12 protein-coding genes are annotated in these 21003 nt (G+C 63.6%); 3 read left to right on the plus strand and 9 right to left on the minus strand.

What is annotated here, in order from left to right; genetic code table 11:
• Positions 1-16: 16 nt before the first annotated feature.
• The 5 genes from ACTHNZ_RS02755 to ACTHNZ_RS02775 form a co-directional block, all read right to left on the minus strand.
• On the minus strand, positions 17-694 hold the full coding sequence (locus tag ACTHNZ_RS02755; RefSeq protein ID WP_440540955.1) for a CsgG/HfaB family protein: 678 nt from the start codon (positions 692-694) through the stop codon (positions 17-19).
• Between the two features lie 537 nt (positions 695-1231).
• Positions 1232-9103, minus strand: a complete 7872-nt coding sequence (locus ACTHNZ_RS02760; protein WP_440541021.1) for a two-partner secretion domain-containing protein — start codon at positions 9101-9103, stop codon at positions 1232-1234.
• Positions 9104-9133: 30 nt separating this feature from the next.
• Positions 9134-10078, minus strand: coding sequence for a hypothetical protein (locus tag ACTHNZ_RS02765; protein ID WP_440540956.1), 945 nt, complete (start codon positions 10076-10078; stop codon positions 9134-9136).
• Between the two features lie 86 nt (positions 10079-10164).
• Positions 10165-11904, minus strand: coding sequence for a ShlB/FhaC/HecB family hemolysin secretion/activation protein (locus ACTHNZ_RS02770; RefSeq protein WP_440540957.1), 1740 nt, complete (start codon positions 11902-11904; stop codon positions 10165-10167).
• A 110-nt stretch (positions 11905-12014) separates the two neighbouring features.
• Complete coding sequence (locus ACTHNZ_RS02775; RefSeq protein ID WP_440540958.1) at positions 12015-12503, minus strand: Lrp/AsnC ligand binding domain-containing protein; 489 nt, start codon at positions 12501-12503, stop codon at positions 12015-12017.
• A 111-nt stretch (positions 12504-12614) separates the two neighbouring features.
• Between ACTHNZ_RS02775 and ACTHNZ_RS02780 the strand changes: the two genes are divergently transcribed.
• A complete protein-coding gene (locus ACTHNZ_RS02780; protein WP_440540959.1) occupies positions 12615-13901 on the plus strand; it encodes a D-amino acid dehydrogenase in 1287 nt (428 codons plus the stop codon).
• 306 nt (positions 13902-14207) lie between these two features.
• Here ACTHNZ_RS02780 and ACTHNZ_RS02785 read toward each other — a convergent pair whose 3' ends face one another.
• Both ACTHNZ_RS02785 and ACTHNZ_RS02790 read right to left on the minus strand, forming a co-directional pair.
• Positions 14208-15143 (minus strand): electron transfer flavoprotein subunit alpha/FixB family protein, encoded by a 936-nt coding sequence (locus ACTHNZ_RS02785; protein WP_440540960.1) that lies wholly within the window; start codon positions 15141-15143, stop codon positions 14208-14210.
• 25 nt (positions 15144-15168) lie between these two features.
• On the minus strand, positions 15169-15918 hold the full coding sequence (locus tag ACTHNZ_RS02790; protein ID WP_440540961.1) for an electron transfer flavoprotein subunit beta/FixA family protein: 750 nt from the start codon (positions 15916-15918) through the stop codon (positions 15169-15171).
• Positions 15919-16587: 669 nt separating this feature from the next.
• Here ACTHNZ_RS02790 and ACTHNZ_RS02795 point away from each other — a divergent pair.
• Entirely contained in the window at positions 16588-17502 is a 915-nt protein-coding gene (locus ACTHNZ_RS02795; RefSeq protein WP_440540962.1) for a lysophospholipase, read from the plus strand.
• 36 nt (positions 17503-17538) lie between these two features.
• Here the strand turns inward: ACTHNZ_RS02795 and ACTHNZ_RS02800 are convergent, their stop codons facing one another.
• Together ACTHNZ_RS02800 and ACTHNZ_RS02805 are read right to left on the minus strand one after the other, a co-directional pair.
• Positions 17539-18369 carry an enoyl-CoA hydratase gene (locus tag ACTHNZ_RS02800; RefSeq protein ID WP_440540963.1) on the minus strand — a complete coding sequence of 277 codons (831 nt, stop codon included), beginning with the start codon at positions 18367-18369 and terminating at the stop codon, positions 17539-17541.
• Between the two features lie 117 nt (positions 18370-18486).
• Positions 18487-19410 carry a histone deacetylase family protein gene (locus ACTHNZ_RS02805; protein ID WP_440540964.1) on the minus strand — a complete coding sequence of 308 codons (924 nt, stop codon included), beginning with the start codon at positions 19408-19410 and terminating at the stop codon, positions 18487-18489.
• Between the two features lie 251 nt (positions 19411-19661).
• On the opposite strand from ACTHNZ_RS02805, the gene mltB reads away from it, so the two are divergent.
• The gene (gene mltB / locus ACTHNZ_RS02810) at positions 19662-20963 is read left to right on the plus strand and encodes a lytic murein transglycosylase B (RefSeq protein WP_440540965.1); all 1302 of its coding nucleotides are present in this window, start codon (positions 19662-19664) and stop codon (positions 20961-20963) included.
• Positions 20964-21003 lie beyond the last annotated feature (40 nt).

Raw genomic sequence — 21003 nt, forward strand, 5'->3', positions numbered from 1 at the left:
ACGAATCGTATGGTGTCTATTGCGCTGTTTTCAGCGCGCCCGCGTCGACCTGCTCGGCGAGATGGTTGACCGCTTGCTGAATCGCGAGGTCGAGCACTTTGCCGTTGAGCGTGGAGTCGTAGCTCGCGGTACCGCCGAAGCCGATGATTTCGCGATTGGAGAGGCTAAACTCGCCTGCTCCCTGGCTCGACGCGATCACTTCGGATGTGATTGTGTCGACGATGTTCAAATTGACCTTCGCATACGCGACTTGTGTCTTACCGCGGCCGAGGATGCCGAACAGCTCATGATCACCGACGTCTCTGCGGCCGAACTCGGTCACGTCGCCAGTGACGACATAATTCGCGCCTTTGACCGCCGGCGCCTTGTTCATGAAACCCGCTTCCTGCCTGATCTCCTCGAGATTCTCGCGATCGAGCACGTTGAAGCGCCGGCTCTGCTGCAGGCGCGTAACGAGAATTGTCTTCGCCTGGCCACCGAGACGATCGATGCCATCGGAGAAGATGCCGCGCATGTAGCTCGAACGGTTATCGAACTTGCCGACAGCGATCGGGAGGGGCTTGCCCGCGTAGGGCTTCTGTGCGCTGCCGACGACAGGCACGTCGAGCGTGCGAGACGATTCGGTTGCGCACGCGCTCAACCCGAGAGCGAGAACGGCTGCGGTTATAACTGGGTACTTTCCACGTCTACTCATCCCAAGTTCCTCGTTGGGTTAAAAATGCTTTCTGTTATGGGCTAGCCGCGCCTGAATCAGGCGTGCCATCGGCGATTCCCTCAATCACACGACACGCCCTATTGCCCGCCGTTGGGCTGTCGTATCGCACGCGGAGTACGCTTGCCGGCCGCCGGGCCGGCCATAGCCTTGTTGGAGCGAAGTACAAATCCAGGAATAGTCGAGCGTCAATCCATTTCGTTTGGCACATGCTTCCTTGCGTCGATCGACGTCCTTTCTACCGAATGAAGCCGCCGATCAAACCGATCCGCCCGTTTTGTGGGATGACTGCGCATGGTCAAGAACGCCGCCCCATGCCCAGGCACGCAGCGAAGACAAATGCGCACATCACCCCTCCCAGAAGTAAGCCGTAGACAAGGATGCCCTTAGCATCCTGTCGGCTCCATTCATACGCAACGCCGTAAAATAGTTGTACGAGATACACAACAGAAATCTTTATCGACGCCACTCCCAGCAATGAAATAACTAGGGCATACACCGTGAGAAGTAGAGGCCGCGTCACTTTTTCCCACCCTCACCGTTTCTGACATTATTGATTCCTGCGGCTCCGAATTCCGATCCAATGCTGCCACCAACCGAAGAACCGATTGCTGGCACGTTGTTAGGCGTAAATAGCCTCAATCCAGATGATCCCGACCATTTTCCAACATCGGCCCAACCGAAACCGTTGATCGTCGGTTTCGTGAGTGATCCGACTCCAGCTTCGACCCCCTTGCCCACACCGTAACCGAACATTGAGCCCGCACCGCTTACAGCCCCACCGAGTACGACACTGTCGCTCTTTCCCTGCAAGAAGTTGTTGAGCGCCGTTGTTGTCGCGCCTCCGAGGATGTTGAGTCCCACGTTGCTAACGAGGCTGCGATAGATGGAGCCGGCGTAGCCAGTCCCGAACGCGCCGACTACGTCCACTGGATTGATTGTCCCATTCTGCATGTACTGCGCTCCCGCGTTGATCGTAGCTGTAATTACTCCACTACCGACCGACGAGGCCAGTGCGCTCGAACCGAGCGCACCGTTCGTGCTCAGGATCGGCGTTCCAGGCAATGCGGCAATCGGTCCGCCTACCGCTATCGTCGCCGCGCCAACTGCCGCCCCGATTGTGCCCTTCGTGTAGGCATCGCGATACGCCTGCTCGCGATTCACCGAATTCGCGATGTCTTGCGACCCCGGCACGTTCATGCCGGCGCCGTTCGCGTAATGCCCCGCGTACATACTCGGATTCGCCTTCTGATCAGGCGTCGCATAAAACATATAGCCGGGCCCGCTATTGCCATCAGCCGGGAGCATTCCGCGTTCTTGACGCAAGAATGCCGCAGCGCGCTCATTCCATGGCCCGGGTGAGCCGTTCTGAACCATCAGATTCGCTTGTGTTAGAAGCTCCTGTTCCGCTTGTGCGAGCGTCAATCCATTTCGCTTGGCATACGCTTCCTTGCGTCGATCGATCGACGCCCTTTCCACCGGAGCCAACTGCCGGTTAAACCGATCCGCAGCAGCAGCCGTCAGCGCCCCCGTCGAGCCACCGACCAACGCGCCCGCGCCACCGGCCAACACGTTCGCGGTGACGTTACCAATGAGTTGATCGACGTTCGCGTTACCCGTCGGCCCCGCCTCCTTGATCGATCTCGCGAGCGCATCGAACTTCGGCGCGAGCTTAGCCGACATCCCCGCGCCCGCCGCTCCACCTACTGCGCCCAGTCCGCCGCCGGTCAATCCCCCCGTGAGCGCACCGCCCGCGATATGCAGCTTCCTCCGGTTCGTACCGCCCTCTGCCCAGCTTGCCGCCTCTTGCTGATATTGCACCTTCAGCTTCGGATCGGTTTCAGCCTTCGCCGCCGTGAGCGCTTCATCCCGCTTTTTCTCGGCATACTTCCCAACCTGCTTAGCAACCGCTTCCGCCGCCGCCTGCGCCGCGTCGATCAAATCTGCTTGGTTGCTCAAGGTGGCCTGCAAATCCGGCAGTTGATCGACGATCCCGTTCAGGTTCGTCGCATCGCGGTTGAGCATCGCAATGTCTTGCTTTTGGTTGGCCTCATCGGTGATCGTGATGCCGCCCGCGCTTATCGCACTCCTCGTGAGCGCCTCACTGCTTCCGCGCTCGCTCACCGCCAGCGGCAGCGCGCCACCTGAGTTCTTGCCCGAGCTCGGCCCATGCGTCGCGTAGTTGCTGCCACCATCGCCGAAACCACCGCCCGCGCTGATCCCAACGCTGCGCGCGCTGTAACTTGAACTGTTTTGCACGTCCGAGAACGAGAGCGTGCCCGTCCTCAATCTGTTTTTATCTGGGTCCGCCGTGCTCGCGATATACGTCCCCTTCAAATCGGTGTTGCCCTTGACCGTAATGTCGAAACCGCCGTCGCCCACGGCAATGCCCGACTGCTCGCCTACACCGGCGTAGTTTCCGCTTGCGCGACCACTGCGAGCGCTGAAGCTGGCGCTGCCTCCGCCCTGGCTCACGCTGAAGCCGCCGCCCACGCTGCTCTGGCGCGAGGCGCTGCGCACCGTGTCCTGCTCCGATGCGATATTCAAATCGCCGCCGATGTCCCCCATCACCCGCTTCGCGCTCACATTGGCGCCCACGATGTTCGTGTCGCCCCCGCTCTTGATCGTCACCGTGTTGCCCGCCTGAACATGCGTGTTGTTGTGCGTCACCGCATCGCTGTTCGCATCGCCCTTTGCCCGCGACATCGCAGCCGATACGCCCCAACCACTCGATCCAAACGACACACCGGCGCTCGCACTCGTCGACTCGTTCGTGCTGCGCGTCTTATCCGTATCGGTGCTGCTCAGCAAATTGACTCGATCGGTCGCTTGCAACAGCACGTCACCCGCCGTCACCGCCGAGCCCTCGATCGTCACGTTGCCTTGCCCCGCCGCCTTCTCGCCCGTCGCGATGAATGCAGCGCGTCCACCGGCCCTCACCGTGCTGCCGCTCTGCCGCGTACTGTCCTCGGTGAACGTCGTCTTGCTGCGCGACGCACCGAAGCTCAGTTCGATCTTCGCTTCAGGCTTGCCATTGCCGTTCAAGGGACCGCCCATCGCCCCCGCGGCGCCCGCCAGATCGGCCACGCCGCCGGCTGCCGCCATCGCATGCAGCGCCGCCGCGCGCCCATCCCCACTGGCTGCCGCCCCCCGTGCCTGCCGATTGACGTTCTGGATCGCATCGATCACGGGCGACTTCACCGCCAAGGTGAAGCCCGAGCTTTTCATCTCGTGCGTTTCCTCATGATGGCGCGCCGTGCCCGACGCCTGCACCTTGACCTCCTTGGCGATGCCCGTCACGTCTTGCGCCGCTAGAATGTCCGAACCCGTCACATGCAGGGTATTGCCGGCTTGCAGCACGACGCTGCCGCCCGTGCTGCCGATCAAGCTGCCCCGTGCGCCCTTCATAGTGTCGCGGCTCGAATCGCTCGTTTGATGCGTGCCGTAAGAGATCCCCGCGCCGGCGCTGCCCAAGCCCGACTTCTTGACCTCCTTGTAGTGGTATTCGCTCGATGCCGTTTGCGCCGTCGTCACCCTCAAGTCATGACCGGCTTGAAGCGTCACGTCGCCCGTTCCCGCGATCGTCGCGGCCTCTGCCGTCAGGTCGTTGCCGGCCGCAACGCTGACCGTGTCGCCCGAGAACGTCGTGCCGATCGCATCGGTGTAACTGCTCGCGTCGACCGTATGTGTCGATTTCGACGAGAGCAACCCGCGCTCGCTGCTCGCCTGCTCGTCATACGCGCTCGCGCTTTGCTCACCGGCCCGCAGGTTCACGTCGCGCCCCGCGACCGCACCGAGCGCCTGTTGCGCACTGACGCTTGCCGCCGTCGCGTTCAAATCCCGCCCGGCGACGATCCCGATGCGCCCGCCCGATGTGATGGCCGTGCCCGTATCGATCGATGCGCTGCGCACCGTTCGGTTCTTCTCGTCCCACTGCACCTGGTCTTCGCGGCTCTGGCGAATGGCGCCCAAGCTCACGTCTCGCGCAGCCGATAGCGATACATCGCCGCTCGTATCGATCCGGGCGGCATCCGCATTCAGATCGCGCCCGGCTTGCACCGCGAGCGTTCCGGCGTTGATTGCCGCCACGCGATCGATGACGGTGGCCGATCCGTTCGCCGTCACTGCCGAGCTCGTCGTGCTCGATAGGTTCACATCGCGCCCCGCGCTCAGGCTCACTGCATCGCCTTGAATCAGCCCGCCCAGATTGTGAAGATCCTGTTTCGCCTTGGCGCGTACCCTGGAGCCCGCCATCGTCCCCACGTTCGTGATCGAATCGGCCGTGATGATCGTCACGCGTCGGCTCGCGATCGTGCCTGTGTTCGCCAATGCGCCCTTGTTGCGCAGCTCGACGCTTTCTCCCGCAACGATCGATCCCGTGCCGGTCACGTCCGCCGCATGCGCGCGCATATATACCTGCGGCACGAGCACTGCCTGTTGCGTGCCGTCGGACAACGTCACCTCCTTGTTCACCAGCCAGACGATGTCGTCCGTGAGCGCCGCCATCTGCGCATCGGTGAGCGCCGTGCCGACGTTCATCTGGAAGCGTTCAGCCGCCTTCACGCCATTGGCCATCAACGCCTGGTATTGCGTCTGGTTGTCGGTGTAGTCGCCGATGAAGCGCTGCCCAGTCGCCTCGACGATCTGCCGCTGGACTAATTGCTGCTCATAAAAGCCGTCGCCCAAGCGCTTTTGCACCGAGCCGGGGTTTCTACCGAGCGCCGCCATCATCGTCTCGCTCGAGAGCCATTGCCGTCGGTTCGTGAAGCGCGGGTCCGTCTCGATCAGATAACGGCTGCCCGGGTCCGTCACCACTTGATAGAGCGCATTGCTCGGCAGCTTCACGTTCGGCTGCACCGTGCGGATTTCGATCGGGCCGAGCTTCGCTCGCGCCTGTGCGGTCGCGGCGGCACCCGGCACCCCGATGCCCGATACGCCCTGCGCAGCCAACGCCTCGGCCAAGACGCGATTAACCGGCGCCTGGTTTGCCGGTGCGACCGAAGCAATAGGCAAATCGATTTCCCGTGCGGGCATGGGCGCGACATAGGGTTTGGCGTCGAACTTGCGCTCATCGCCACGGAATCTGCGTCCCGATACCCAGGTCGTGATCGCGCGGCCCGATGCCGTGAATGTCTCGACGCCCTTGGGCTGACTGTTATCCTGGATGGCGTCGTTCAGGTAGGCTTGGCCGCCCGCCAAGATCTGACTTTTGTCATTGACGCCCGAACTCGCCTTGATGTCGACGGTTCGCCCCGCCGTGATCCTGCCTGGCTGGCTCGCGATGACGACATCCTTGGTGGACGTTACATTGACGTCGTAGGTCGTCCAGCGCGGAGCGATCCGGCTCATCACGTCATTGTTGTAGTCGGACACCGCTCGATTGAGCGCGTCATACGACTGCGTGAGCTTGCCGTACCACTGGTTGAACGGCCGGCAAAGCTCAGCCGCTGACGTCAAGCACGACTGGCGTTGCGGCATGGCGTTGCCTGTTTGCCGCTCACTGGGCTCGCTCACGGACGGCACGTTCAGCAAGTACCAGTCGCTGCCTAGCTTGCGCGTGCCCACCCAAGGCGCGCTCACCGTCATCTCGCCTCGCTTGATATAAGAAGGCTCCGGCGGCGGGGGCGGCGGGGCGACGCCAAACTTCGCCCACATGTCCTCGGGCACCGTCCGGTATGCGCCCGCTTCGCCCGCCCGGTCAGCATCGACCTTGACGCCGAAGGGATTGTTCGATGAGCGCGGCGTTGCGCGGTAATGCACCTTCTCGATTTGTCCCGCGTTGCCGTTCATCGTGTACTTCGCGTAGTCGGCAAACGGATAGGTGCTCGACGGTAGCAGCAATCCCTTCTGATCGTCGTCCAGCGCCCACTCGTAATCGGCGCCGGACTTGGCCTCATGCCCACTGCGGTGATAGAACCGAACATCGGACGGCTCGAGGCGCTCGGTTGCGCCCGGAACGGTGTGCCAAATCTGCCGCCCCGAATCGGTGGTCACCTTTTGCGTTTGGAAGTTCGCGTTCACGTTCTCAAAGCGCTCGGCCGCGATCTTGACGTCGCCGCCGGTATCGATCGACGCGCCTTCGTTCCTGAAACGATCCGACAAGACCTTCGAGGCCCGGCCATCCGCATCGAGGCTGCGCCCCGCCCGAAGGTCGTTCGATGCATAGATCAGGCTCTCGCTGCGATTCTCGATCACCGTTGCACCGATATCGACGTCGCCACGCGATGCGATCACCCCGCCCACGCCTTGCGCATTCGCTTGGTTGCGCATGAGCTGGCCACCGATCGAGACCGAATCGCCGTAAATGCGCCCGTGGTTCGCAACCGTCTCGGCCGCTTCCACACGCGTGGCACCGCCGTCGATCAGGCCTTCGTTAGAGAGCGACTGCCGGGCGAGAACTCGCGTTCCGTGCGTGCCCGCGATATCCCCGCCTGCCTGGTTATCGATCCGCTCACCGGAGACGCTTGCGACGTTGCCGGCCGTCATCGCGCCGCCGTTATCCACATTGCCTTGCGCGCGGGCCTCGAGATCGTGTCCGGCGTGCATCGCGCCGCGCGTGTTGTCGATCGCGGCGCCTGCGATCGTCACGTCTGCGTCGCCGGCGATCTGGCCGGCGATATTCGATATGTCGCCGGCACCTTCGAGCGTCAGCGCCTCGTGCGACAGGATTGCGCCTCGATCGTTCGTGACCGATTGCGCCGACACGGCTGTCGTATGCGAGGACGATATGACGCCGCCGGCGTTCTCGAGCGCACCCGCCGCCAGCGTCACCCCTTTGCCGATCACCCGGCCACCGGCCTGGCTGCCCTCGGCTGCTCGGTTATCGAATAGGCCACCTTGCATATCAAGCTTTGCTGCATCACCCGATTGAATCACGCCCGAGCGGTTCGAAACCGATCGCGCGTTGATGCTGGCTTTGGCCACGGCATCCAGCGCGCCAGCGTCGTTGACGAACACGCCATGGGATCGCAGCGTCGCGTTCAACGCGGCTGCCGTGATTGCGCGCATCGAAATCGACTGTTCGCCCGCCACATTCAACGCGCTGGCCGCGAACACCTGGCTGCCGTCGAGCGACACGCTCGTGCCGCTCACGTTGACGTTGTCGCCCGCTGCAAGCGAGCCGCTGCTGGCAATGCGTTCCCCTGTGAGCGTGACGCTACCCGGCCCCGAAGGCAGATCGCGACCGTTCACACCCGCCATGACGACGCCGCGGCTCGTCAGATCGCGCGCGCTCAGATCGGCGTTGGAGCGGGCCGCCACCACACCGTCATTGCGCAGCGTGTCCACCGCGCTCAGGCGGGCCGTTTGAAGACTCGTGATCGTCCCCTCGTTCTTGATGGTCGGCGCGTCGATGCGTATGGAGCCGGCCGCCTGGATGCGCCCTGCCGGCTCGATGGTGACGTCCCCGTTCGCCGACACTTCGATCGTGCCCGTCAGCGAATCGAGCTCACCCGAATGCCGCACGCCGACACCCGCTTCCGTACCGATCAGAAACACGCTATTGGCGTACATGCTGCCCAGCGCATGCACATCGATCGCAACCGTGGGCCTCTCGCCTTCGCCAGCCTGCCTCATGACGATGCCGTCGGCATAGCCGACTTGGTTCGCGCCGGCCACCGCGTGAACGGAATCGGCCCATATTTGCGCGTTGATCCGCTCGGCCCGTGCGATCAAATCCAACACGCTGCCGCGTGCGTCGAGCCCCCCGCCACCCACGCTGAGCCTGCCGCGCGTCACGTCGAACCCGGCCAGCGACCCATCCGCATTCAAGCGCGTGCGGCCGGTTGCCAGCGAAACGCGCGGGACGTTGATGAAGCCACAGCCTGCGCAGGCGATGCCGGCTGGGTTCGCGATCACGAGGTTGGCACGGTTGCCGGCGATTTCGGTCATGCCGAGCAATCGCGTTGGATTGCCCGACGTCACTTGATTGATGATCACGCGTGCGGGCGAATTGCCCATCAACGGGTTGCCCTGCACCCAGCCAGCGATTTGCGTTTGCGCACTTCTGGGGGTGTTGACGATGACGGCCCCCTTGGTGCCGACGTTGTAGTGCGTGAAGTTGTTCAGCGACACACCGGCTCTGTTCGGCGCCACGATGTTCACCAACGGCACGCCCGACGACGAGACCCCGACCACCGGGTGGTGCGAGCTGCTGCGATCAGGCGTCATTGACAGCGTGGCTTGCGCCGCCACACTAGAGGGCTGCATGCCGAGCGCGCAAAGCGCGGCGAAGGCGCTTGCGCGTGCGGCACGCCACGGCGATATTCCGGATCGATGCGATGCAGGTGCGCCAGCGCTTCTCGCGCTTCGCGCGAGCGAGCGCGTGCCGCGCCGGCGTGACGATGCACACTCGCTCGCAGGCACCCACAGGCCGCGCGAAGCGCTGAACACCAATCGGTAGAGTCCGGAATTCACTGCCGTTTATTCCTCGAGGTCAGCCAATACCGGCGAAGCGACGCTGGCGGCCGCTTCTTGCTCGACCTGCTGCAACGCGGGTCGGGCGCAACTGAACACGGCAATACCGTTGATCAATCCAACGGTCGGCGCGTGCACGCCATACGACACGACGAGATAGGGCTTGGATGCATCCGGCCCGAAGAAGGTCGTGGCCAAGGAAGATCGGGTTGCCCCCGTCAAAACCATCGCTCCCAGGGAGACATCGTCGGTGAACGTTTGATCGTGATCGCTGCCAATGGAATAGCGCAGCTTCAAGGATGCAACGTTGCGGGATTGGCCAAACGGATCGGTGCCTTCCGTCAGATCGGCCGAAGCGCTAGCCAGGGCGCCGGGGGCCGTGTTGCCGTCACTCGCGGTCGGGCGCGTTGCGGCTGCCAATTCACAGCGCATCCCCTCGCCGACCGTCACAGGCTCGGAGAGCGGTGCGCCGAGCGCCCAAACCCGACCTTGATTGACGTTGTATGAATACCCTGCCGAATCGCTGCCCGCCGTCCAGCGCCCAATGGCGAAGTGCCCATTGCCCCCGATATCGGTAACGATCCCCCGGGAAAGGCTGAGCGCCCCTCCATCGAACGGCAATGTCGTATAGGCGCCCGGTGAGATCGCTTGCAACACGGACGGGTTCTCTTCGGTTCCGATCCGGGCCTTGCCTTGGGGCATCGAACCATCGGCACTCCAAGTCACCGGTGGGTGCAGCACCTTCACGGTAGTCAATTCGCTCGACAGGGGCGTTGCCTTCCCTTCCGCCGCGATGTGCGCAGTTGCCGCGCTCTCCTGCGCCTTAGCGGGTGCCGGGTTAGCCTCACCGCCGCCCCCGCCTCCGCACGCCGCGAGCCCGAACGCCGATAACACGGCAGCGGTCGCCGCCGCCAGCTTGAAGAACATGCGCTGCTTGTTCCTATCTTCCATACGTCTATCGCCTTTATTGCCACTTGGTTAAGGGACGGTGCCGTGTACGCCAAGCGCACGAAGCGAGCACCGGTTGATGAATCCGCCTAAAACAGCGAACTGATTTGAAATAAGAACGTGGGTGAACCGCTTACCCCTACCGGCTTGGATAAGGGCCAGCCCACCGAGACGTCGTAGTGGATCGATGCTGCCAAGACGCTTTTCGACGTGACTTGCCCCCGCATTCCGAGCACGGCGCCCACCAACGTCTGCCCCGTGAGAAACTCGGCCGCCGGGCCGCGAACCCGGCCGGCATCGATGCCGCCATAGATGGCCTGAGTGCCGATTTCCGTCGGCACGTACCAATCCAATTCGTTTGAAATGACCCAGCCGCTCTCGGCGGCCAGCGTCGTTTGTTGGTCGAAGCCGCGGACCGAATAACGTGTGCCAATCGCGAAATAGTTGGCTGGCGTGAGCGGCGTTCGTGCGTTTTGCGTATTCCAATCGAATCGGTACGAGAACGGCTGATCGCCTACCCTGAAGGGCACCTGCATTCCGGCGCTCGCCAACGCGACTTCTGTCTTGCCGTCGAAGTCGGGTTCGCCCAATACCATGCCGATGTTTCTGGACCATCCAGGCACCGACGCGCGCCACGCCAGCCCACCGGTGAACATGACGTCGCCGACGTATTGACGATGAGACACGCCCAACTCGTAACCGAGGACGTCGCGCGTCTGGGCCGGCAACTCGACGCCGTCGTAGGTATTGCCGTTGATTTCGCGATACAGATCGCCGCGCACTTCGGTTTGCGCCTGGGCATTGCGAAAGACGACGGCAGACAAGCCGGCCTGGAGCCTCGATTGCACGCCGCTGTAGAGCACGGGGCCTTCGAATCCCGGAACAGACTGCTTGTACCTCGACCGACTCGCGCTGGCCGCAAGCAACGCGTAGCCGATCGGCACGTTGTAGTTGGCGAGGACGGACTGGTTCCCCTCGCCGGGAGCGCCAAAGTTCGCGTTGGTCGTGCCGGCGAGCTGCAGTTGGTCGTATAGATGGAGCGGCGAATCGTAGGTGAGCGATCCGAATAGCGATGTCTTGCCCGTGGCATTCAAGCCTGCGTTGTCGACTCCGACGATCGCGTGCCAGCGCTTGCCGGTTCCCGGACGCAACACGAGTTCGGACTCTCCCGGATTCGCGCCCGGAGCGACATCGAACATCGCATCGGCTTGGGACTGCAGGCGGCGCACATTCTCCAGCCCTTGATCGATGTCTCGCTGATTCAACAACGCGCGGGCGGAGGTGGGCAACGCCATGCGCAACGAGCCGATCGCCGGTTCGCCAGTTCGAACGCGACTGACGAGCCCCGGCAACAAACGCAGCGTCAGCCTTCCGGATTGCAGCGACTGCGCGGGCGCGAGCAAACGCGACGTGACGTACCCGCGCTCGATCAGTGCCCTATTGGCGGCATCCTGAATCCGAGCGAGCGCGGCCTTGCCGACGCATTGGCCCGCTATCGGCTGTAGGAAGCGCGCAAGCCACTGGAACTCGCTCTCTTCGAGCACGACTTCCCTGATCGGGAAACAGGGTGTCTCGACCGGCAGGCTCGCCACGCTTTTCAGCAGTGCCGGTTCGCCAGCCGGCGATAGGACCCTCGGCTGAGGGTTCAGTGCTTTCGCCGCTTCGATCTGCTGCTGTTGGAGACGCTGGATTTGAGCGCCCGGCGGTCCTTCCGCGGGCGAAGCGACGTGCGCACTCGCCACCGCGCTCGCGCACGCGCAAGCGATCAGTGCGAATGCTTGCCGCCAAGTAAGCGCGCCCTTACGGCGAAATACGCAGATGGAGTGCAAAGCCGTTCACGTTCGACCGAAAATGCGAACGTTACGTGCTTGCGAAAGCGCTCAAAACAAAGCAACCGAAAATTCAGACCAACGGAAAGGCCGCTAGCCCCTGAACGCATTCAATCCCCCACCGAGATCGTCAGCGTCTCCTTGATCTCTTCCATGACGACATAGCTCTTGGACTGCACGGCGCCGGGCAGCTGCAGCAGGATGTCGCCGAGCAGCTTGCGGTAGTCGGCCATCTCGCCGATGCGCGCCTTGATGAGATAGTCGAATTCCCCTGAAACGAGATGGCATTCGAGCACTTCGGAGATCTTATTCACTTCGCGCCGGAACTGATCGAACATGTTGCCGCTCTTGTTGCCGAGCGTGATCTCGACGAACACGAGCAGCGCGGCGCCAAGCTGCGCCGGATCGACCCGCGCGTAATAACCGGTGATGACCTGGTCGCGCTCCATGCGCTTCACGCGCTCGATGCACGGCGTCACGGTCAGCCCCACCCGTTCGGCCAGGTCCTTCATCGCGATGCGGCCGTCCTCCTGCAACACCTTCAATATCTTGCGATCGAGCTTGTCGAGCTTACGAACCGGTTGACGTTCTGTTCTCATCGCGCATCCATCGTTTTTAAACCAAAAATCCAAAAATTACAGGAACAAAAACTGCTTTTGTAGCAATAGTATAGCGACATCAACTGGACTTATCGGTGTTTGGGAGCAACCATGCGAGTCATCGTTCTGGGTAGCGGCGTTGTCGGCGTAACGAGTGCCTATTACCTGGCGCGCGCGGGGCATGAAGTCACGGTCGTCGATCGCGCAGCGGGTCCGGCGCTCGAAACGAGCTTCGCGAACGCCGGCCAGATCTCGCCCGGCTATGCCTCGCCGTGGGCGGCTCCCGGCGTGCCGCTCAAAGCAGTCAAGTGGATGTTCCAAAAGCACGCGCCTCTCGCAATCCGTCTGGACGGCACTCAGTTCCAGTTGCGCTGGATGTGGCAGATGTTGCAAAACTGCACCGCCGAGCGCTATGCCGTCAATAAAGGCCGCATGGTGCGCCTCGCCGAATACAGCCGCGACTGTTTGCAGGCATTGCGCGCCGATACCGGCATCCAATACGAAGGCCGTACGGGTGGCACGCTGCAGGTGTTTCGCACGCAGCAGCAACTCGACGGCGCACAAAAAGACATCGCCGTGCTGAAGGAAGCCAACGTCGCGCACGAACTGTTGAGCGCCGCCGAACTCGTGCGGGCTGAGCCGGCACTCGCAGCCGTCTCTCACAAGCTCACGGGCGGCCTGCGACTGCCGGGCGACGAAACGGGCGACTGCCAACTGTTCACCACGCGCCTGGCAGCGCTCGCCGAATCGCTCGGCGTGACGTTCCGCTTCAATACGCCGATCGACGCGCTCGAAATGGCCGGCGGCCGAATCGCCGGCGTGCGTTGCGGCTCGGACACGCTGCGCGCCGACGCTGTCGTGGTAGCGCTCGGGTCCTACTCCACGCAGTTGTTGTCGAGCATCGTGAAGATTCCCGTCTATCCGCTCAAGGGTTATTCGATCACGGCACCGATCGTCGATGCGGCCAAGGCCCCTGTGTCGACCGTGCTCGACGAAACGTACAAGATCGCGATCACGCGCTTCGACGATCGCATTCGCGTCGGCGGCATGGCCGAAATCGTCGGCTTCGACAAGAAGCTGCGCCAGGCGCGTCGCGAGACGCTCGAAATGTGCGTCAACGATCTGTTCCCCGGCGGCGGCGATACGTCGCAGGCATCGTTCTGGACGGGGCTACGCCCGATGACGCCCGACGGCACGCCGGTGGTCGGCCGCACGCCGGTGTCGAATCTGTTTTTGAACACGGGGCACGGCACGCTCGGCTGGACGATGTCGTGCGGTTCAGGCCAGCTGCTCGCCGATCTCATCTCGGGCCGCCGGCCGGCGATCCAAGCGGACGATCTCTCGGTTCATCGCTACCTCGGCGAACTCGGCCGCACCCCGCAACCCGCTTACGCGTAACGGCTCGCGCATACCCAAAGAAGCCGGCAGCACGACAGCGGCGCCCTAACCGGGGTGCCGCTGTTTTGCGTGCGGATTGAGAACGGGGTCCATCGGCTACAACGAATTAGCGAAGTTATCCGAGAAAGATAACCCCATTAACTTTCGTATACATCGCCTTCCGACGGAACGCGCGCGTCAGCTGGTCAATGCCTGCGCCTACTTGCTTGCGCGACATTCAACGATTGCGGGCGAGATATGGAAAGGGGCACGCAAGCGTGCCCCATTTACGGTGCCGTTAGGCGCCCGCTTTTACGGCGCCGCCGGTTACCCCAACGCGCTGACCAGTTCCGGCACGAGCGAGAACAGATCGCCGACGAGGCCGTAGTCGGCCACGCTGAAGATCGGGGCTTCGGGATCCTTGTTGATCGCCACGATCACCTTCGAATCCTTCATCCCGGCCAAGTGCTGAATCGCACCCGAGATGCCGACCGCGACATACAGCTGCGGCGCGACGATCTTGCCCGTCTGCCCCACTTGGTAGTCGTTCGGCACGTACCCCGCGTCCACGGCCGCGCGCGAAGCGCCCAGCGCAGCCCCGAGCTTGTCGGCCAGCGGCTCGAGCACCTTCGTATAATTCTCGCCGCTACCGAGGCCTCGGCCGCCCGAGACGATGATGTTCGCGCTCGTCAACTCCGGGCGATCGAGCTTCGTCACTTCCCGGTTCACGAACTGCGAGATCCCGCGGTCAGCCGCCGCTTCGATCTTCTCGACCGACGCGTTGCCGCCCTCCGCCGCCACTGCGTCGAAGCCCGTCGCACGCACGGTGATCACCTTGATCGCATCGCCCGATTGCACCGTGGCGATCGCGTTGCCCGCGTAGATCGGGCGCTCGAACGTATCGCTCGAAACCACGGCCGTGATCTCGCTGATCTGCGCCACATCGAGCTTCGCCGCCACGCGCGGCGCCACGTTCTTGCCGTAAGCCGTGGCAGGCGCCACGATGTGCGAGTAATCCTTCGCGATGTTCAGCACGGTGGCTTCGACGTTTTCCGCAAGCCCTTCAGCCAATTGCGGCGCATCGGCCAGCAGCACCTTCGCCACGCCGGCGATCTTCGCCGCCGCATCGGCCGCGCCTTGCGCGTTGTGCCCCGCGACCAGCACGTGCACGTCACCACCGATCTGCCCTGCGGCTGCAACGGTGTTCAGCGTCGCGCCCTTGATCGACGCGTTGTCATGTTCGGCAATTACCAGAATCGTCATTTCTTCTCTCTCCACGCACCGTTGCTCACAGCACCTTGGCTTCGGTCTTCAGCTTCTCGACCAGCGTCTGAACGTCCGGCACCATCACGCCGGCACTGCGCTTCGGCGGCTCGGCTACCTTCAGCGTCTTCAGGCGCGGCGCCACGTCCACGCCGAGGTCCTCGGGCTTGATCGTCTCCAGCGGCTTCTTCTTCGCCTTCATGATGTTGGGCAGCGTGACGTAGCGGGGCTCGTTCAGGCGCAGGTCCGTCGTCACGACGGCCGGCAGCGTCAACGTCAGCGTCTCCGCCCCGCCGTCCACTTCGCGCGCAACCGTTGCCTTGCCGTCCGCCACCGTCACCTTCGAGGCGAACGTCGCCTGCGGCAAGCCCGCCAAAGCCGCCAGCATTTGGCCCGTTTGGTTCGAGTCGTCGTCGATCGCCTGCTTGCCCAGGATCACGAGCTGAGGCTGCTCTTTGTCGACGAGGGCTTTCAGCAGCTTCGCCACGGCCAGCGGCTGCAGATCTTCATTCGATTCGATCAGGATCGCGCGATCGGCACCGATCGCCAGCGCCGTGCGCAGCGTTTCTTGGCACTGCGCCACTCCGGCCGACACCGCCACCACTTCCGTGGCCACGCCCGCTTCCCTCAGTCGAACCGCTTCTTCCACCGCGATTTCGTCGAACGGATTCATCGACATCTTCACATTCGCAATGTCGACGCCCGTGCCGTCCGACTTCACCCGGACCTTGACGTTGTAATCGACCACGCGCTTGACAGGCACCAGAATTTTCATGCACACGCTCCAAAGTTACGAATACGTCAACCCAGCGGCCATTATAGCGACAGCCCGTGCGGCGACCGCACTCACCGACGGTCCGGCAAAGCCCCTATGGGCAAATTCGCCGACTCCAAATCGGGGCCGGCCCCGCCGGGGCGCGCCCGGACACCGCCGCCGGCCTGATGCTCAGGCCATCAGGTACCTCGGCCTAAACGCTCTGCCCGCCAGCTACCGGGATTGTTCCACGGACTCAGGCTTCCGAATAACGAACGATCGTTTTATTTTATGAGCAAGCCGCCAGGGCGCCAAGTCCGGGTTTCGACCTGAACCTCTAACATCCCCGCTCATCGATGGCTCAGCCTGCGCACGCGCCAATCCCCGAACGACCGGACGAGCGGTAAGTTCGATCATGAACACGGCAGCGGCGGACTGAGCCCGCGGATGCGACGCGCCTGCGCGCCCGTTCGCCGCGATTGCTGCGATTACCGCGATTACCGCGATTACCGCGATGAGAGGAAATGGGCGACACGCGATTTTATCGCGCCGCACAAATGCCATTTAATAATTAATATGCAATCGTTAATGACTTTTTGAAATTAGAGGAGCCTACCCTTTCGGATTCGCCGTGAGCCGGCGACCCGCGGTTATGATCGAGCGCAAAACAGGCAAACCAGGGGGAAAGCGATGTCGACCAGGACTGCGCCTCGGGACGGATCTCGAGACGCTGCGACGAACAACGGCACGACGGCGTCATCCGTGTTCATCGGCGCGGTTCGGGCGGCCGACGGTCTCGAACTGGCGCTCTACCGCTGGCCCTGCGCCGCGCCCGTGCGTGCGACCGTCGCCCTGCTGCACGGGCTGGCCGAGCACGCGGGCCGCTACGCACCGCTAGCCCAGCGATTAGCGGCCGCGGGCATCGAATTGGTCGCGATCGATTTGCGCGGCCATGGGCGGTCGCCGGGCGAGCGCGCCTGGGTCGCCCGCTTCGAGGCGTATCTGGATGATGCGCGCGCACTGCTCGAAGCTGCGTCGCGTCCCGGTACACCGCTGTTCCTGATGGGCCACAGCATGGGCGGCACGATCGCGGCGCTGTTCGCGATCGAACGGCTCGATGCATTCGTGAGCGACGGCTACCCCGTGGCGGGCCTCGTCCTCTCGAGCCCCGCCCTCGCGCCCGGCCAGGACGTCCCGCGCTGGATGCTGGCGGCCAGCCGCATCGTCAGCCGCATATGGCCGCGCTATCCAGCGATGAAAATCGAGCCCGCGCTACTTTCGCGCGATGCACTCGTCGTCGAAGCCAACCGCAACGATCCGCTCGTTCATCATGCCGCCGTTCCCGCACGCACCGGTGCTGAAATCCTCGCCGCGATGGGCCGCATCGAACGAGGCCGCGGCGCGCTGCGCTTGCCGGTGCTCGTCTATCACGGCACGGCCGACAAACTGACCGAGCCCGAGGGCAGCCGAGCGTTCGTCGCACACGTGGGCTCACCCGATCGCACGCTGGCGCTCTACGACGGGGCCTACCACGAGACGATGAACGACCTCGAGCGCGACTGCGTCATCGAAGCGTTGATGCAATGGATACTGGCCCACGCATGACGGCAGTTGCGGCGTCACACTCGATCGCCGCACCGCTTACGCGTTCCAGTTCGGCTTACGCTTTTCGATGAACGCTTGCATGCCTTCCTGTGCAACCGGATCGGCCGCATTGCACGCGATCGTCTGCCCGGCCATCTGATAGGCCGCCTCGATGCCGGCTTCCAACTGACGGTAGAACAGCGATTTGCCCATGCGGACCGCGGCGGCCGGCTTGTCGCAGATGCGCTTGGCCAGGGCCGCAACGTCGGCGTCGAGCGCATCGAGCGGCGTCATGTGGTTGATGAGGCCTAACTCGCGCGCCTTCGCCGCGTCGATGAAGTCGCCGGTCATGAGCATCTCGAACGCCGCCTTGCGAGGGATGTTGCGCGAAAGCGGCACGGCCGGCGTGGCGCAGAACAGGCCGTAGTGAATGCCCGAGGTGGCGAACCTGGCCGTATCAGCGGCGACGGCCAAATCGCACATTGCGACGAGTTGGCAACCGGCAGCCGTCGCGATGCCCTGCACGCGCGCGATGACGGGCTGCGGCATTCGCTGAATCGTCATCATCATTGCCGAGCAACGCGCGAACAGCGACTGATAGAACTCGAGCGACGGCGTCGCACGCAGCTCTTTCAAATCGTGTCCGGCGCAGTAGGCGCGACCTTCGGCGGCGAGCACGACGACGCGCTCGTCGGACGCGGCGATCGCCGACAGCGTCGCCTGCAGTTCGCCGATCGTCTGCGCCGACAACGCGTTGAAAGCATCGGGACGGTTGAGCGTGACGCGCACGACCCCTGGCAGCCCGAACGCGGCGTGCTCGACGAGCAGCGTCTCGGAAGACGGTATCGCTGAAGCTGAAGCAGAGGGAGACGACGTAGTGCGATCCATGATGAGCTGACTCCTAGATGCGACCGATGGCGGCCGGCCGTCTACCGCACCGGCTGTTTCGGCCTCGGTTGATGCCCGATGCGCTTTGCCGCAGGCGAATGGCCCTCGGAATGGTCATCAAATAGCGGCCAATGCGCGCACGTGCGCGACGACGCTGCGCCCGAGCGCGGACAAGTTGTAGCCGCCCTCGAGACAACTCACGATGCGTCCGCGCGCGTGGCGCTCGGCGATACGGCGAATTTGCTCGGTAATCCACGCGTAGTCGTTCTCGACGAGCGCCATATTGCCGAGGTCGTCTTCGCGATGGGCGTCGAAGCCCGCCGAAATGAAGATCATCTCGGGCTTGAACGCCTCGAGCCGCGGCAACCAGACGAGGTCGATCGCCTCGCGCACGGAAGCGCCCGGCGTGCGCGCCGGCATGGGGAGATTGACCATGTTCGACGCCTGATTGTCGGCCCCGCTGAACGGATAGAACGGATGCTGAAAAAAGCTGCACATCAGCACGCGCTCGTCGCCGGCGAACGCGGCTTCGGTCCCGTTGCCGTGGTGCACGTCGAAATCGACGATGGCCACGCGGGCAAGGCCGCGCACTTCGAGCGCATGGCGGGCGGCGATTGCCACGTTGTTGAAGAAGCAAAAGCCCATCGCACGCGCGGGCTCCGCATGATGGCCCGGTGGACGCACGCTGCAAAACGCGTTGTCGTAACGGGCGTCGATCACAGCGTCGGTCGCCGCCACCGCGGCGCCGGCCGCTCGCAGCGCCGCTTGCCACGTATGCGGATTCATCGCGGTATCCGGATCGATCCACGCGTGGCCTTCGCTTGGGGCGCTACGCTCGATGAACTCGATGTGCGCCCGCGTATGCACGCGAGCGAGGTCGGCGATCTCGGCCAGCGGCGCGCTTTCACGCTCGATCAACTCCGCGATCCGGCTCGCGATCAATTGATCCTCGATCGCGGAAAGACGCTCCGGGCATTCGGGATGCCCCTGCCCCATCTCGTGCAGCAAGCAATCCGGGTGTGAGTAGAAAGCGGTCGCCATGATCATTCTTCGCCGCGGGCGCGGCATGTCTCCTGAGTTGCTTTGTCCGCGAGCGGCTGGGCTCGCGATCAGCTTACGTTACCACAGGCGGGCGGCCGCGCTTCGCCGGGCTGCGGCACGAACAGGCACCGTCGTTTCCGCCCGCCGGACGTCGGCAGTCGACTGCACGCAGTGGGCCGATTCGGTCGGAGAAGGTTCCGCCGCTCACGGCCGTTCGTTATACTGCGCCGAACCCTTGCCTTTGCCCTCATATGACCGGTCACCACGCTTCACCCGCAACACGCGCGCGGCGCCTCGCCGTGCTCCTCGCCATGGCGCTCGGCGCCACCGTCTCCTGGCACGATGCCTGCGCTCAGGGCGCCGCACGGCCGGCGCAGGCCAAGCGCTCCGCCCGCCTCGCGCAGAACCAGCCCCCGCAGGGGGCGCAATCGAACGCCACGTTCGAAGAAGAAATCATCCCTCAGCGCTACGCCGACAACGCCGACGTCAACGCGTTCATCGACGACATGGTCGCTCGCTACGACTTCGACGCGACGGCACTGCATGCGCTCTTCGCCGGCGTGAACTACTCGGCTACGGCGGTCAAGCTCGTCACGCCGGCGCCGAAGCCGTTCGTCAAGAACTGGCGCGTCTACCAGGCGCGCTTTCTCGACGCGGTGCGCATCAATGCGGGCGTGAAATTCTGGCGCGAAAATCGCGCGACGCTGCAGCGCGCCTACGAGCAGTATGGCGTGCCGCCCGAAGTCATCATCGGCATCATCGGCGTGGAGACGATGTACGGCCGCTACATGGGCAACTTCCGCGTGCTCGACGTGTTGACGACGCTTGCGTTCGACTACCCGAATACGCCGAATCGCGCCGAGCGCGAAATGACGTTCCGAAAGAATCTCGAAGACTATCTCGTCTGGACGCGCGACGCTCAGATCGATCCCACGACGGTGTCCGGATCGTACACGGGTGCCATCGGCATTCCGCAGTTCCTGCCGAGCAGCATCGTCAAGTATGCGGTCGACTACGAAGGCAATCGGCATATCGATCTGCGTGCCAGCCCGGCCGATGCGATCGGCAGCGTGGCCAATTACCTCGCGCAGAACGGTTGGGAGAACGGGCGTCCCGTGGTGTGGCGCATCGGGCAAGACGCCGGCAGTCTCGGCATCGCTCAGGCCGCGGCCGACGGGCAGCCCGAGCCGCACTGGCCGCTCGCGCAACTGCTGCGCGCGGGGATGGTGCTCGACGAGCCGAAACTCGATCTCGCATCGGAAGACAGCACGCCCGTTACCGTGATCGACTTGCCGACGCCCGGCCAGCCGACTCAATACATGCTGGGGCTGCAAAATTTCTACGTGCTGACGCGCTACAACCGGAGCTTCTTCTACGCGCTCGCCGTCTATGAACTGGGCCAGCGCGTGAAGGCGCGCATCGAAGAAGAAGGCGGCGTGCAAACACCGGCCCCAGCGCCGGCACCCACACCGGGGCAGGCCGCACCGGCCGCGCCAGCCGTATCAGCACCAGCCGCGCCTGCGCCGCTGCAGCCACAGCAGCAACCGCACTAGCACCGCGGCTTCAGCGCGCGATCCCTGCCCAACGCGACGA

Origin of the sequence: Trinickia sp. (assembly GCF_051953955.1) — a bacterium.
GTDB lineage: Bacteria > Pseudomonadota > Gammaproteobacteria > Burkholderiales > Burkholderiaceae > Trinickia.